Source organism: Streptococcus sp. ELY_125 (genome assembly GCF_058314535.1).
The window spans coordinates 47,483-62,982 of the sequence record NZ_JBZFUM010000003.1; the positions used below are offsets into that span (position 1 = coordinate 47,483).

Annotated in this window: 13 protein-coding genes and 1 other RNA gene; 7 read left to right on the forward strand and 7 right to left on the reverse strand. The window is 39.7% G+C overall.

Annotated elements, in window-relative coordinates:
* Window positions 1-62: 62 nt before the first annotated feature.
* Together AC4HAL_RS02010 and AC4HAL_RS02015 are read right to left on the reverse strand one after the other, a co-directional pair.
* Entirely contained in the window at window positions 63-1,424 is a 1,362-nt protein-coding gene (locus tag AC4HAL_RS02010; protein WP_491092750.1) for a PTS transporter subunit EIIC, read from the reverse strand.
* A 16-nt stretch (window positions 1,425-1,440) separates the two neighbouring features.
* Complete coding sequence (locus tag AC4HAL_RS02015) at window positions 1,441-2,727, reverse strand: glycoside hydrolase family 140 protein (RefSeq protein ID WP_491092751.1); 1,287 nt, start codon at window positions 2,725-2,727, stop codon at window positions 1,441-1,443.
* A gap of 140 nt (window positions 2,728-2,867) precedes the next feature.
* Here AC4HAL_RS02015 and AC4HAL_RS02020 point away from each other — a divergent pair, with 140 nt between their 5' ends.
* Window positions 2,868-3,863, forward strand: a complete 996-nt coding sequence (locus tag AC4HAL_RS02020) for an AraC family transcriptional regulator (protein ID WP_491092753.1) — start codon at window positions 2,868-2,870, stop codon at window positions 3,861-3,863.
* Window positions 3,864-3,882: 19 nt separating this feature from the next.
* Here AC4HAL_RS02020 and AC4HAL_RS02025 read toward each other — a convergent pair whose 3' ends face one another.
* The 5 genes from AC4HAL_RS02025 to AC4HAL_RS02045 all read right to left on the reverse strand — a co-directional run bounded on the left by AC4HAL_RS02025 (window position 3,883) and on the right by AC4HAL_RS02045 (window position 9,651).
* Window positions 3,883-4,791 carry an alpha/beta hydrolase gene (locus tag AC4HAL_RS02025; RefSeq protein ID WP_491092755.1) on the reverse strand — a complete coding sequence of 303 codons (909 nt, stop codon included), beginning with the start codon at window positions 4,789-4,791 and terminating at the stop codon, window positions 3,883-3,885.
* Between the two features lie 127 nt (window positions 4,792-4,918).
* On the reverse strand, window positions 4,919-6,367 hold the full coding sequence (locus AC4HAL_RS02030; RefSeq protein ID WP_491092756.1) for an FGGY-family carbohydrate kinase: 1,449 nt from the start codon (window positions 6,365-6,367) through the stop codon (window positions 4,919-4,921).
* 4 nt (window positions 6,368-6,371) lie between these two features.
* A complete protein-coding gene (locus AC4HAL_RS02035) occupies window positions 6,372-7,808 on the reverse strand; it encodes an L-fucose/L-arabinose isomerase family protein (RefSeq protein WP_491092757.1) in 1,437 nt (478 codons plus the stop codon).
* An 81-nt stretch (window positions 7,809-7,889) separates the two neighbouring features.
* Window positions 7,890-8,825: a transketolase family protein gene (locus AC4HAL_RS02040; protein ID WP_491092758.1), complete on the reverse strand. Its 936-nt coding sequence runs from the start codon at window positions 8,823-8,825 to the stop codon at window positions 7,890-7,892.
* Window positions 8,815-9,651: a transketolase gene (locus AC4HAL_RS02045; protein WP_491092759.1), complete on the reverse strand. Its 837-nt coding sequence runs from the start codon at window positions 9,649-9,651 to the stop codon at window positions 8,815-8,817. The genes AC4HAL_RS02040 and AC4HAL_RS02045 overlap by 11 nt, the downstream gene beginning before the upstream one ends.
* Window positions 9,652-9,835: 184 nt before the next feature.
* On the opposite strand from AC4HAL_RS02045, the gene AC4HAL_RS02050 reads away from it, so the two are divergent.
* The 6 genes from AC4HAL_RS02050 (at window position 9,836) to AC4HAL_RS02075 (ending at window position 15,500) form a co-directional block, all read left to right on the forward strand.
* A complete protein-coding gene (locus AC4HAL_RS02050; protein ID WP_491092760.1) occupies window positions 9,836-10,861 on the forward strand; it encodes a LacI family DNA-binding transcriptional regulator in 1,026 nt (341 codons plus the stop codon).
* Window positions 10,862-11,240: 379 nt separating this feature from the next.
* Window positions 11,241-12,020 (forward strand): MBL fold metallo-hydrolase, encoded by a 780-nt coding sequence (locus tag AC4HAL_RS02055; RefSeq protein ID WP_491092761.1) that lies wholly within the window; start codon window positions 11,241-11,243, stop codon window positions 12,018-12,020.
* Window positions 12,017-12,529 (forward strand): tRNA adenosine(34) deaminase TadA, encoded by a 513-nt coding sequence (gene tadA / locus AC4HAL_RS02060; protein ID WP_491092762.1) that lies wholly within the window; start codon window positions 12,017-12,019, stop codon window positions 12,527-12,529. Before AC4HAL_RS02055 ends, tadA begins: the two co-directional genes overlap by 4 nt.
* A 55-nt stretch (window positions 12,530-12,584) precedes the next feature.
* Window positions 12,585-12,683, forward strand: an RNA gene (ffs, locus tag AC4HAL_RS02065) — signal recognition particle sRNA small type.
* Window positions 12,684-12,875: 192 nt separating this feature from the next.
* Window positions 12,876-14,225 carry a glucose-6-phosphate isomerase gene (locus AC4HAL_RS02070; RefSeq protein WP_447452497.1) on the forward strand — a complete coding sequence of 450 codons (1,350 nt, stop codon included), beginning with the start codon at window positions 12,876-12,878 and terminating at the stop codon, window positions 14,223-14,225.
* Between the two features lie 474 nt (window positions 14,226-14,699).
* Entirely contained in the window at window positions 14,700-15,500 is an 801-nt protein-coding gene (locus AC4HAL_RS02075) for an SDR family oxidoreductase (RefSeq protein ID WP_491092763.1), read from the forward strand.

A 15,500-nucleotide genomic window follows, 5' to 3' on the forward strand; every position in this document is an offset into this window, starting at 1 on the left:
GTCCTCCTTTTAAAACTGGAAACTCCTGCTCTTAAGTACAAATTAGAGCAGGAGTGGATTATTTATTTTTGTTTTGTTTCACCGGTACCAAAAATCAAGTTAAGAACAATTGGTCCAAAGAAAGCGACTATTGCTGCTATGATAAAGGAATACATGCTAGATAAATTACCGTTTGGTGCGATAAAAAGAGGAATTGCCATAACGCCACCATTACCGAAATTATAAATAAGCGCACTATTAAATGCTTGAATAAGACCTGCAATAGCACCGCTAACCCAAGCGTAAAGGAATTGTCGACGAATTGGTAATGCAATGGAATAGATAATAGGCTCTGTAATACCAAGTAAACCTGTCAAACCTACTGAAAATCCCATAGTTTTTTGTTTTTGATTTTTTGTCTTAAGTGCATATCCAATGGCAGAACCAGCTAGGGCAAAGACAGTAACTTGAAAGACTGCATTAATGGGATCTTGCCCTAAATTAGTAATATTGTTAATTAAAACTGGGATGAAAGCGTAGTGTAAACCAAAGACAACGATGACTTGCCAGAATGCTCCCCCAATGATACCAAAGAGCAATGGACTAAAGCTATAAATTGCCATAACTATTGATGCCAAAGAATCAGACACCCATGTCATAACTGGCCCAATCACCAAGAATATAATTGGAGCTGTAATTGCTAATGTAAAGAAAGGTACAAACATAAGTTTTAAAACTTCAGGCATAATCCTTTTGAAGAAGTTTTCTAATTTTGCAGCAAACCATGAAGTCAGCATAGCTGGAAATAGTGACTGGGTATAATTAACCAAGACAATTGGGATACCGAAGAAGGTCATCGTTGTCTTATCATTGTAAGCGGCTACAATATCCGGATACACTAATCCAGCTGCAAGCATGGCACCGATAAAAGGACTACCACCAAATGTCTTACTGGCGTTATACCCCACCCAAATTGGTAAATAGTAAAAGAATGCTTGGGCAACAGAGTACCAAATTTGATAAGCGCCATCTGTTTCTTTTAACCAACCAAAAGCAAGAGCTAGTGCCAGCAAACCTTTCATAATACCAGCAGCTCCCATAACGCCAAATGTTGGCGTCATGATACCAACTAAACTCTTAAAGAAACGATTAAAGAGGTTGGTTTCCTTCTCTTCTGAGACCTCTTCATTTACTTCCGGTGTCCCCATCGCTGCTAAGAATTCCTTATGCACATCAGTAACATTAGTCCCAATAATAATCTGATATTGCCCTCCTGAGAAAACAGAGCCGGCAACTTGATCTAGATTGTCAACCTTATTTTTATCGACAGCTTTTTCATCGCTTAAAACTAAACGAAGTCTTGTTGCACAGTGTGTTGCACGTACAATATTTTCCTTGCCACCCACAGCAACAAGAATGTCCTTGACTAATTGTTCGTATGTCATAGTTTTTCTCCTTAAATTATTTTTTTATAATAAGCAAAGCATCTTTTGTAAAGCGATGCATTGGAATCTGAGTTTGGTTGTTGTCTGAATCATATCTAGCGGAGGTTCTCATTCTCCTATTGCTTTCTAAATCCAGATAATCTATTTCATCACTTCTAAAATCACCAATTAAATTGATCGTGATATTGGAAGGAATATAAAGAATTAAGTAGTTATCATTTTGGGAAATTCGGATTTCTTCTGTTGGATTTTTTAACAAAAACTGTGCTGGAACAATATCAAATAATTGTTGTTTTTCTATGAAATTTCGTAAGAAAGCATAATCCCATGCTCCTTTGAAATGCAGGGCATCGTGCCAATCATAAGGAGTCTCAAACGCTTCCCCAATTGTAGAATCAAATTCCAACTGGCTATCATGCCATGACCAGATTCCATGAGCACCATAAGTTATTCCACTGCTAGCACCAGATAATACACTTTGCCATGCCGCTTTTCGAACATCTTCTCTCGAAAAGCGGCCGTATACTTTACGACTATATCCCATCATTTCATAACAAGGCTCTGAATTTAGCAGTGGTCGCTTGGGAGTCATATTATAGAATGTCTCAGCTAATTGATAAGGCATAGCTTGAAACTCACTATTATGGCCGGATTGAAACATATAAAAATCTAAATTAGGATTATTCTTTAAAGCCGAAGGCAAATCTGCTTCTCGTCCTCTGATATGCAGTGTAGTTAAAGCCTCAGGATTATTTTGCTTAACTCTATCTAAAGCTTTATTATAGTAGCTTTCAACTACCTCTTTATTAGGAAAATCTGTATCTCCGCTAATCACATAGATTGGATGGAATTCATCATAGAGTTCCATTACTTTATCAACATAGGATAACACCATCTCTTTTGGGAAAATCCCTAATTGTTTAGTGGGCATCTTACTTGCCCAAGTGTCAGGAAGATAATTGACCCAAAGTAAAACTAATGCAATAGTCATTCCTTTTTGTGTAGCACTTTTAACCATTCGATAAGCCCTTTTAAAATAATCCTCATTATAGTTATGAAAATCAAAGGTGCCATCTGGATTAACTTTAAATGGTTTAATTTGTAAACGAGATTGACTAGCATCCCATTGTTGTAGCATATTAACCTGAATGACATTAAAACCTTGTGATTTACGATAATCTAAATAGTATTCCCAATCATTCTCATTTATATTAGTAAAAGCTGACCAGCAAGTATCAGCTAAATAAAATTCTTCGCTCTCACCATTTACAAAATGTCGTCTATCTTTTGCAACCGATAGCATAAAATATCCCCTATTTATATCATTTTATTATAATATTATTAATACTTCTATCCTATTTATATTAACAATTATAACGCTTTCATGATATAATAGACATACCATTTCTTAACAGGAATAATATCATTTTTTTAGGAGTAGTTATGGATTTTTGGGAACTTGAAAATAGACTTTTTCAACTTACTGAGAGTGAGCAACGCTATTTTCATCAAGAGAATGATAATGATTACTATAACAGTTATGACAACGCTATTCTTGTTGGAAATAAAAAAGTTTTCCAGTTTTCCTTGAAAGATATGGTTAAGGATGGAAGTAGCAAAAATTATTACATTCGTAAACAAAGTCGTTTTACACCTGTTCCAAACCATATAACGGATGTCATTGAGCTCAACTTTGTTTATCATGGTGAAAGTATCCAATATGTTAATAACAAGGAAATTATCTTAGATGAGGGGGACCTTATTCTTATTGACACTCAAGCGTCACATGAAGTAGCTAGCGCAGGCTACAACGATATTATTATTAGTATTAATATTGAGCAGCGTTTTTTCAAAGAACATTTCTTTAATCATCTTCAAAAACAAACAGCATTGACAAGTTTCCTCTTTCAAGCTATCTCAGATAGTCAAAATCACAATCAATATATCCTTTTTCGAAGTAAAAATGCCCAAAATATTAAATTACTTTTTCAGCAATTACTTTGTGAAGTTTATGAGCCAAAATTATTAGACTCTGACTATAAAAACCATATTTTGCAACTCATCTTGTTAGAGTTAATTCGTTCTTTTTCAGTAGAAAGTAACGGAACAGCTAGCGATTCCCGTAGACAACAGCTTGCCTTAGAAATTCTTTCATACATTAACACTAACTATCTGGAGACAAGTTTGGAAAAATGTGCTCATCATTTTGGATATAATAGTAGTTATTTCAGTACTCTTGTTAAAGAAAGTACGGGTCAAACTTTTAAAACACTTTTACAGAATAAGCGACTGGAAGCAAGTTTGCCCCTTCTTCTTCATAGTAAAGAATCAATTAGAGATATTTCTTTTGAGGTTGGATTTTCCAATCTTAATCATTATTATGCCTTGTTTAAAAAAACATATGGAGTAACTCCAGCTCGATATCGGAAAAATAAATAAAGCCCCAGATAAATGGGACCTACTTATTTTTAATTGGATTGTAAAAACCTGCACGTGTCGTCTTGATAGGAGCAAGCCATTCCAAAAATAAATCCACCCACTTATAAACTTGGGCGTTCTGGTTACTGGCTTTGACACCAGTACGCAAGTCACCTAGGACAAGACCATGTTTCCCTTTATTGAAAATGTGTAGCTCATAAGGGACATCAACTTTAGATAATTCCTGACAATAAGCTAGGGCATTGCTGGCTGGAACTAAAGTATCTTCCATCGTATGCCAAACAAAACTTGGTGGCGTTTGAGAACTAATATTTTTTATAGGATTAAGCTTATCTAGTAAATCTGGGCTTGGATAAAATTGCCCTGTTGCTGCATAAGCGACTTTGTCGAATTCGCCAATCTCACTACTCGAGTTAATCTCAAAAGCTGTATAAGCTAGCATTAAATGAGTAGGCCGAATTAACTCACAATCTTTGCCAACTAATTGTTGCAACCATTTCTTATTCCAGTATACTCCTAACTGGGCAGCTACATTACCGCCGGCAGAAAATCCACCGACTACGACATAATCAGTATTAACTTGGTAGGTTTTTGAATTTTCTTTAAGGATGCTTACTGCCTTTGCTAAAGCAACTACAGGTGTTGGAAAAGCACTAACTGGTGATTTTGGTAAATCCTCCAAACTATCTGAAGCTAGATTTTGTAAGCCTTCTGTAGCGTAGTGTACCACTACTACATGAAACCCTTCTGCTAAGAAACGTAAAGCGACTGCTTCGTCCTCTCTAAAAGATGTCCAGAAATATGCACCTCCCGGACAAATAATAATCGTTGGAAATAGGCGGTGTGGGTCAATTTCCTCACTAGCTTCTTGTAAATAAAACTTGGCCAAAGACCCCTTATTGTCTAAAGTTTTCTCAAAATATTTCATTTTTGTATTTCTCACTCCTTATATCAATATACTTAGCAACTTTATTGTTTTGATGATAAATTCTTATTAAAAAGTTTTTATTCTTTTTAATAATTCTAAGTTGAGGTGGTGGTATTATATAAAAACTTTAAAGAAGATTTTGCACGGCCTTATCCCAGCCTGCCAGCTTGTCTAGACGAATTTGGCTGAAGGATTCTTCGGGTGAAATACGGTGGCTGCTAAGCTGGTTGAGAATGTCTTCGGAATATGCACCGCAGGACATCCCTGCTAGATAAGCAACACCGGTGCAGGAAGCTTCTTCAATAGCGGCAATATCTACATCCGCGTTGGCTAGATTACTTTGAAATTGCATCAGATAAGCATTTTTAGTTGGGCCGCCATCAACACTGATACGCTTGATTTCCAGTTTAGACACTGATTTCATGGCACTGAGAACTGCATTGATTTGATAAGCGATACTCTCCAGTCCAGCTTTGACTAATTCTGCTCGACCGCTGGTACGTGTCATCCCAACAAAGGCAGCTGAAGCATCATCTCTAAAATAAGGGGCTCCTAATCCCGAAAAAGCTGGTACTAAATAAGTCTTATCTAATGGATTAGCTGCCGCCACCAGACGGTCCAGTTCTGCCATCTCTGAAAAAAGATTGAGACTGTCTTTAAGCCAGGTAATGACAGCTCCTGAATAGTTGATATTTCCTTCAAGAACATAGTGGCATTTGCCTTGAGACTGCCAACCAATTGATACTGCTAAGTTTTCAGGCATAATGGATACCTCCCTACCAATGTTCATCATGATAGAAGATCCTGTTCCGTAGGTTGCCTTGATATCCCCTGCTTCAAAGCCCTTATGGGCAAATAGAGCAGCATGGGAATCTCCCATGACAGCATGAATCGGAATCGGATGAGGCAGCAAACCATCAAAGTCTGTTTCCCCAAAATGAGCATCGGAGGCCTCAATTTGAGGCAGACTGGCCACTGGCACCTCAAAGAGGTCACAGAGTTCTCTGTCCCAAGTCCGCTTTTCCAGATTCATCAACTGTGTACGGCTGGCATTAGAGACATCCGTTTTAAAGGATTTACCGTCTGTCAATTTATAGATTAGCCAAGCATCCATGGTTCCACAGGCAATTTGCTCAGAATCCCCTTGATAATGCTGCAGTAACCAAGCAAATTTTGCGGCTGAAAAATAAGGAGACAGGGGTAAACCTGTTTTGCGTTTGACCATAGAAGCCTGAGAAAGATTCATCTGGTCTGTAATTTCTTTAGCTCGCGCACATTGCCAAACAATGGCATCTGCAATCGGCTGACCACTTTCTTTATGCCAGGCCAGAGCTGTTTCGCGCTGGTTGGTAATCCCAAGAGCCACAAGCTCTTGCCGATTGATATTTGCCGTGACTTGGTCAACCAGCGACAACACATTAGCATAGATTTCCATAGGATCATGTGACACCCAGCCCTCAGCTGTGACTTTTTGTTCGTGCAAGAGACTTTTCTTGGTAACAATCTGACCAAACTCATCAAAAAGCAAAACTTTCGTCCCTTGAGTGCTTTGGTCAATTCCAATTACATAGACCATAAGCTTAACCTCGATTTGGGCGGAAATGTGTGGCGTCATCACCAGCTAGATAGGCTTTGACCTCATCTTCGATTGGATCGTAGAAATCAGCCTTCACATCAAGATATTTACAAGCTTCATAGAGAATTGGTACAACATCTTCTTGAACACCAGCAACGTGGTGAATATAAGGGCCATAGACCAATTTAGATTCCAAACGATTTAGATTATCAAATTCAACATAGAAGTAAGTTCCTTGGTTGTAAGGACCATCAATCCCTTTTGCATTCCCCATCAGGAGTGAATATTCCCCGTTATCACCATCAAAGCGGCAGAAGGTATAATCAGTCTTCTTAGCACGGAAGCCAACAGAGCCCGGATAGTCAAAGACGAAGTGGCTTGGTGGCAAAATTGGTTTTGTTTCAGCCGTTTGGTAAGCAAAGACACCCAAGTGTTGAAGCAATTCTCCATTTGGATTTTCTGGGTGGCGGCAGTTAACGTCAGCAAAGATGGCACGTTTTTCGCCCAATGAAGCTGCTTCAATCAAGAGTTCTGAAATGACACCGTGCACATCTGTTTCACAAACAAACGGGATACCTTCTTCTTGAAGTAATGACAGTGAGGCGTAAGGCAAAATACCAATTTCTTCCTGCAAGGCAGTCCAGCATTGGATAACCCCTGAATTACAGCCGTACTTGTGGCATAGGTCTTCAAGTGCCACCTTGAGTGCGGCAACCATATTAAGGGCTTCTGCAGTAACTTGAACATCAGTGTTTGCGTGGAACCAGTCTTCAACAGTTTTAACCTTGTCGGCTTCCTCTGCTTTGACACGATTGATTTCATCTACTAACTCACGCAAAGGAATTGGTGAGAGTGAGATATTGAAGCGTTCCAGCAATTCGCCTTCATTGCAGATAACTGTCCAGAAGTCAAACGGACGTGGACCAACTTGCAAAATACGTGTGTTCTTAAAGGTCTTGACCACATTGCAAACTTTGACAAAATCTTTGACCCCACGCTCAAAAGCTGGATCATCAAGGTCAGAGTTTTTAACATAAGTAAATGGCACTTTGAAACGGCGGAGTACCTTCCCAATGGCAAAGAGACCGCATTGGCTATCACGAAGGCGCGAGCCATCTTCAGCAGGGATTTCATCCTTAGGTCCCCAAACAAGAACAGGCACATGGAGTTTTTTAGCCAAGCGGGCAACCGCATATTCTGTTCCGAAGTTTTCATTGGCAATAAAGAGACCGTCAATAGCTTCCGCTTTAAATTTTGCAGCAGCAGCTTCAACACTGGCATCATCGTAAATCAAGCCATCTGCATTGATATCTTTAATATCAACGTAGTCGATACCCCAAGCATCTAATTTTTCACGTGTGTAATTAGCATATTCGATAGCTGCATCTGCACTGAAAAGGTTACGACGTGTTGGTGCAAAACCAAGTTTAATCTTATCCATATTTAATAACCGCGACTGCCTATCATGAGGCAACCTTTCCTTTCTGAATGTCCTTTTTAATGATTAGTTGACTCTTGCTATTTATTTAGCCAAGAGCTTTTTAACTTCTTTTGAAATCCCTTCAACTGAGATACCATAGTGGTCAAAGACCTCTTTAGTCGTTCCTGTAACAACCGTTTCATCTGGAATACCCATTATATGAAGGTAGCCACCTTCTTGTGCCACAACTGCTGCCACAGCAGAACCCAGCCCGCCATTAACGCTGTGTTCTTCAACTGAAACAATACCCTTGGTTTGGGCGACAGCTTTTCTGACCGCTTCTTCATCAAAAGGCTTGAGGCTGGCAAAATTCAGAACGCGGGCTGAAACACCCTCTTCTTCAAGTGCCTGGGCAGTATCAAGAGCCACACGGACTGTTTCACCAACAGCTGCGATGGTGACATCTTTTCCTTCCCTCATCACAGAAGCTTTACCAATTTCAAAATGTACATTGTCTTCTGTAAAACTATCCTCAACAGGATTGCGTCCTAAGCGAATATAAGCTGGTTTATCTGATTTGACCAGATATTCAAAAACAGCCTTGGTTTCGTGACGGTCAGCTGGAATAATAATCTCTAGGTTGGGAATGGCACGTGTCACCGCAATATCCTGTAAGGAATGGTGACTAGACCCAAGTGCGCCGTAGCTGACTCCCCCGCTGATACCAACCAGCTTGACATTTTTATTGGAATAAGCCACATCAACCTTGATTTGTTCAATGCTGCGCATGCTGAGGAAACAAGCTGGAGAAGCAACAAAAGGACGTTTGCCGTTCAGTGCTAGACCTGCTGAAATACCGACAAGATTTTGCTCGGCAATCCCTGTTTCCACGATTTGATTTGGAAAAGCATTAGCAAAATTAACAAGAGAAGCTGAGCCGCGTGAATCGCTGGTCAAAACCAAGAGGTCTTTATCTTCTTCTGCCGCTTTCATTAACACCTCGCACATGACAGCGCGGTTTGCAATTTTATTTGACATCTGCGTAAGCCTCCAATTCTTTATTTAAATCAGCGATAGCCTCTTGGTACTCTTCATCCGTCAAAACGTGATGGTGCCAATTAGCCTTACCTTCTGCTCTTTTAACCCCTTTCCCTTTTAGGGTATTGGCAATAATTATAGTTGGTTTGTTTTTGACAGGTTCAGCCTCTAAAGCCGCAACCAATTGAACCATATCATTGCCATCAGCGACGTCAATAACATGCCAGCCAAAGGCTTTCCATTTATCATGCAAGGAATCCAGATGCATGACATCTTCGGTTGAGCCGGTGATCTGCAGCCGGTTGCGATCCAAAACAGCCACAAGGTTATCCAACTTGTAATGAGCTGCTGCCATTGCGCCTTCCCAGACAGAACCTTCTGCTTGTTCACCGTCTCCCATGAGTACAAAGGTACGGTAGTCTTTACCATCTAACTTAGCCGCCAGAGCGCTGCCGACAGAAACAGGCAGTCCATGTCCCAGAGAGCCGGTATTCATTTCGACACCAGACACCTTATTGTTAGGATGGCCTAGCAGTTTAGAGCCATATTGGGAGAATCTTTTAAGGTCTTCTTTTGGAAAAAAGCCTCTGTCTGCCAAAACTGCCCAAAGCACTTCAACCGCGTGACCTTTACTTTGGATATAACGGTCTCGATCATCTGCTTTGGGAGCTCTTGGATCAATCTTCATGATTTGATAATAAAGTGCCACTAATATGTCGGCACAGGACAGGTCAGAACCAGTATGTCCAGTTCCGCCATCATAGATGAGCTTGAGAAAATCTTTGCGGATTTCCAAAGCCTTCTTTTCCAATTGACGCGTATTCATAAGTCCTCCTATTCTTATAAACTAAAACAGTTTATTGAAAGCGATATCTTTTTATCAATAGTTTAGTATTTTTAGCTAAAATAATCAATATTTTTTATTAAAAAATCAATTTTTCCACAAATTTCAACTAAACTATGCATTTTTTTAGTTCTTTATGATAGAATACCAGAGATAGGAGAACTCTATGAAGATTGAAGATATTGCAAAATTAGCTGGACTCTCAAAAGGAGCTGTATCACTAGCCTTAAATGGTAAATCTGGTGTTAGTGAAAAAACACGCCAAAAGGTACTTGATATCGCTAAAGAAGGGGGATACATTCCTCTAAAACAGAAAAAAAGGTTAAAAAAGAATGAGAAACAACAAGTTAAACGAGTTATACATTTTTTAGCTTATCAAAGTGAAACAATCATCACGAGTGATTATCAAGCCCAACCATTTTTTGATGAATTAATAACTTCACTTTTATCAGAAGTTAGGAGTTACGAACATATTTCTTTTGTTATTACCAACGTCAAAACTCGAAATATAGTGCAAACAATCAATCATTTGGCAGATACAAAACAAGCTGATGGTGCGATGGTCCTAGGAACTAACCTTGATCATGATTATTTAGAACAATTATCTCAGTCTAAAATCCCGTTAGTAGTCATTGATACTTATGATCCTAAATTAGATATTAGTTTTATCGGTATTAATAACTATCAAGGAGGATATGAAGCTGGTAAGCAAATTTTAAAGGCGGGTCACCGATACATAGGCTACGCTGAGTCCAAAATTCGTATTAATAATTTTGATGAGCGTAAACGAGGTTTTTTAGATGCAATCACTGAAGGGAATCTAAAGATATCTTCCGATAACTATTTTGTGTTCTCACCTATAAAAATTAGTAATGATACCAATTTTCAATATAGTGATTTTCACAAAGAGCACTCACCAACAGCTATTTTTTGTGAAAATGATTATATTGCAATTAGTCTTATAAAAACATTAACTCAATTGGGAATACGGGTTCCAGAAGACATCTCTATAATTGGTTTTGACAATATTCGTGAAAGTAGTATTGTTACCCCAGAACTTTCAACAATTAATGTCTCTAAAGATCTTTTAGCAAGGACAGCACTGCAGCAACTTCTTAGTTTAATTAATAATCCTAGCAAACATCTTCAAACATTTGTCAGTACGCGCTTTATCAAGCGAAAATCGTTCTAAAAGTTCTCAAGGGAAGTTAGGGATTCTTGAGGAGTTTACCACTAGACTGAACTGTGTAAGGGAGGAAGTTAGAAGAGCTGATTCCAAATAATCAATATCTAATTTTCTGCCATTTTGTTTATTAAAAATACTATTTCTTGATTTATCATGAGAAAGGCTAAAAGTACTTAGTAGTTTTAGAATTTACTACTAGTATTTTTGAAACACAGATATTTGTTTAACAGAGGGACAAATATTTTTCAGATAGATAATATTACTAGTAATAGAATGATAATACATTTATTGCAAAGCTTCCCTAATGAGAACAGTTACATGAACTAACTGCTGAAAGCACCTTTATTTGTTATAATAGACCTACGAATGTAAAGAAGGTGATTGTATGAAATTAACAACACTTGGTTGTTGGGGAGCTTACCCCTATCAAGATGGTGGAACGACCTCCTATCTACTTACAGGTCACGATGGTTTCCAGCTTCTAATGGATTGTGGCAGCCGTGCCGTAACCGAATTGGAAAAGGAAATCAGCCCTCTGGATTTAGATGCTGTTCTTATCAGCCATTATCATCCCGATCATGTCGCAGATCTGGGTGTGCTCCGTCATTATTTTCAGCTCTATCCTAAGCATCTTTGGGAGCCAAAGGTTTTACCGATCTATGGACATAATGAAGATAGCTATGAGTTTAGTAAGTTATCTCTAAATGGTGTATCCCAAGGAATAGCCTATGATGTCAATGGTGTTCAGGAGGTTGGTCCATTTGATATTACCTTTATTAAGACAGTGCACCCAGTACCTTGTTATGCCTTTCGTATAAAAGAGCGTGAGACTGGTCAGGTTCTTGTATTTACAGGTGATACCGGCTATTTTGATGCTTTAGCTGCTTTTGCTAAGGACGCTGATCTCTTCTTAGCCGATGTTTACCTTTATGAAGGTAACGAAAATCATATGGCTCACCTGACATCTAAGGAAGCAGGACAAATTGCTCTGGAAGCAGGAGTAAGGCAGCTTGTCTTGACTCATGTGCCTCCTCTGCCGCCAGAAGGTATTGATGCTTCGCGCCATTTGATTGTTTTGCAAGAGCAGACACAGAACTATGCAGCTTCTGTGCCAGTTGAGCTAGCTCATCCGCATAAAACTTGGGACTTAGGAGCCCTGCAATGATCGATTTAACACAAGCTCAAAAAGAGCTTTTCATGGCAGAAGCGCTAAAGGAGGCTCAGCAATCTCTAGCTAAAGAGGAAATACCTATCGGCTGTGTTATTGTTAAAGATGGCAGGATCATTGGCCGCGGTCACAATGCGCGTGAAGAATGCAATCAAGCAGTGATGCATGCTGAAATTATGGCAATCAATCAGGCCAATCAAACAGAAAAGAACTGGCGCTTGCTGGAGAGTACTCTCTTTGTAACAATTGAACCTTGCGTCATGTGCAGCGGTGCTATTGGACTGGCTCGTATTCCTCGGGTTATCTATGGTGCGGCCAATCAAAAATTTGGTGCAGCTGGGAGTCTTTACAATATTCTGGCTGATGAGCGCCTCAATCATCGTGTTCAGGTAGAATCTGGAATCTTGGAAGCTGACTGTGCTCAGATTATGCAGAGTTTTTTTCGTCAGCGACGCGGTAAAAAAATTAAAGAGGGACTTCAGCCTAGCGATGAAAAAATGAAGTAATAATGCCTGCAATGAGAAGGATAAAATCATTTGCAGTTATATCAAATTATGATATAATAACGTCTGGAGCGACATCTTCGCGTGAAGTGGGTCAGGGGAGGAATCCAGCAGCCCTAAGCGATGCAGGATGTGTGCTCTTTTTTATGTTGCACAAAGCTATGGGGACGGTGGCATGTATGACGGTTAGGAGCAGAAAAGTGATTTTTCAAGCCATTGACATTCTGCTTAGTGAGTTTTATCTCCTTGCCACCCTGCCCCAGCCCTTGATTTTTAGCGAAAAAGATTGAAAATTGGGGTAGAAAAGAGTAAACTAGTAAGGTATATTGATTTAAAAGGGAGTAAAATCATGACTCATATTCAATTTGATTATTCAAAGGTTTTAAATAAGTTCATTGAACCGCATGAATTAGATTACTTGCAAATGCAGGTTACGGCAGCAGATGCTGCTTTGCGCAATGGTACTGGTCCAGGCGCTGAAATGACTGGCTGGCTCACCCTGCCTGAAGATTATGACAGAGAAGAATTTGCCCGTATTCAAAAAGCAGCAGAAAAAATCCAATCCGACAGCGATGTCCTCATTGTAATCGGTATCGGCGGTTCTTACCTTGGTGCCCGTGCAGCAATTGATTTTTTGAATAATTCTTTTGTCAATCTGCAAACGGCTCAAGAGCGAAAAAATCCACAAATCCTCTATGCCGGTAACTCTATTTCCTCCAACTATCTGGCAGACCTTGTGGACTATGTAGCTGACAAGGATTTTTCGGTCAATGTTATTTCTAAATCAGGAACAACTACAGAGCCAGCGATTGCCTTTCGTGTCTTCAAGGAACTTTTGATTAAAAAATATGGTCAAGATGAAGCCAACAAGCGTATCTACGCTACGACCGACCGAGTAAAAGGAGCTGTCAAGGTTGAAGCCGATGCCAATGGTTGGGAAACTTTTGTTGTCCCAGATAGCGTAGGTGGACGTTTCACCGTCTTGACACCAGTTGGTCTGCTTCCCATTGCTGCAAGCGGTGCAGATATCACCCAATTGATGGAAGGTGCTAACGCAGCACGCAAAGCATATTCTTCAGATAACCTTGCTGAAAATCAGGCTTACCAATACGCAGCTATCCGTAATATTCTTTATAGAAAAGGCTATGTGACAGAGGTTCTTGCGAATTACGAACCTTCCCTGCAATACTTTAGCGAATGGTGGAAGCAGCTAGCTGGTGAGTCAGAAGGCAAGGACCAAAAAGGAATTTACCCGACATCGGCTAACTTCTCGACAGACCTTCATTCACTTGGTCAATTCATCCAAGAAGGCTATCGCAATCTATTCGAAACCGTTATCCGTGTTGATAAACCACGTAAAAATATCACTATTCCAAATGAAGAGGCAGACCTTGATGGACTCGGCTATCTTCAAGGTAAAGATGTTGATTTTGTCAATAAGAAAGCAACAGATGGTGTCTTGCTGGCTCATACAGACGGTGGGGTTCCAAATACCTATCTGACAATCCCTGAACAAAATGAGTTTACACTTGGCTATACGATTTATTTCTTTGAAATTGCTATTGCTATTTCAGGTTATCTCAATGGTGTGAATCCTTTTGACCAACCTGGTGTTGAAGCCTATAAGAAAAATATGTTTGCCCTGCTGGGTAAACCAGGTTTTGAAGACCTGAGTGCTGAACTGAATGCGCGCCTATAAAGAACATCAAGCTTTTTAAAAGAACTGAGAGCCTGTATTAATGTCTCATCACCCCTAGGGTCGGAGTTTCTATCCGACCCTAGGGGTTTTTTGTTTGAGATATAGCAATCAGCTGCTCATTTTTCATGAGAAATAGCTGTGTTAATGGTTAAGTTGAGTACAACACGTTAGGCGGTAAACTAGAAAACCAGTGTTTTAATTGCCTGAGCTGTTGGCTTTAGTAACTATAACCGAACCTAGTCGCTATGCTGTAAAAAATCTAATCTGATGAAAAGCATCATATTAGTGCACAAAATTTCTTAATTTCTGGAAAAAGTGTGTCTTAATTCTATCTTGAAAGCGTTTTATAATTGAGTTGTTAAAAAATAAATGGATGGGAGTTGAGCCTGAAATAAGTAGGAGTAAGCGCTACTGCTGTCTCGAATTTCTTAGTCAGAGTCTCAGTTCTTATACCTAGTTAAAGGAGTTAAGAAAATGGCAGATTGGTTAAACATTACAGGCAAAACGGTGATTGTGACAGGTGCTTCATCAGGGATTGGGGAAGCTATTGTAGATGAGTTGCTAGAACTCGGTGTTAATACTGTCAATTTTGACATTACAGATAAGAATAAAAAGCACGATAATTTTTTATTTCAAAAAGTGGATGTGACCTCACGTGAACAGGTTGAAGCAGCCGTGGCAGCGACTGTTGAACGTTTTGGCACCATAGATGCCCTTGTCAATAACGCTGGTATTAATATTCCCCGCCTCTTGGTTGATCCCAAAGATCCTCATGGACAATATGAACTTGATGATAAAACTTTTGAAAAGATTACTATGATTAATCAAAAGGGACTCTATCTTGTCAGTCAGGCTGTTGGACGCCTCTTAGTCAATAAAGGAGATGGTGTTATTATAAATATGGCTTCGGAGGCAGGTCTCGAGGGCTCTGAAGGACAGAGTGCTTACGCTGCTACAAAGGCAGCCGTCTACAGCTACACACGTTCTTGGGCTAAGGAACTTGGGAAACACGGCGTTCGTGTTGTCGGAGTAGCACCTGGTATCATGGAAGCTACAGGACTGAGAACACTTGCCTATGAAGAGGCCTTGGGCTATACTAGGGGAAAAACAGTTGAACAAATTCGTGCGGGCTACGCTTCTACAAGTACGACTCCTCTTGGTCGCAGCGGTCACTTAAGCGAAGTTGCTGATCTTGTAGCTTATCTGATTTCCAAGCGTTCGAGTTACATTACAGGCGTTACGATTAACGTGGCTGGAGGAAAAACTCGCGGATAA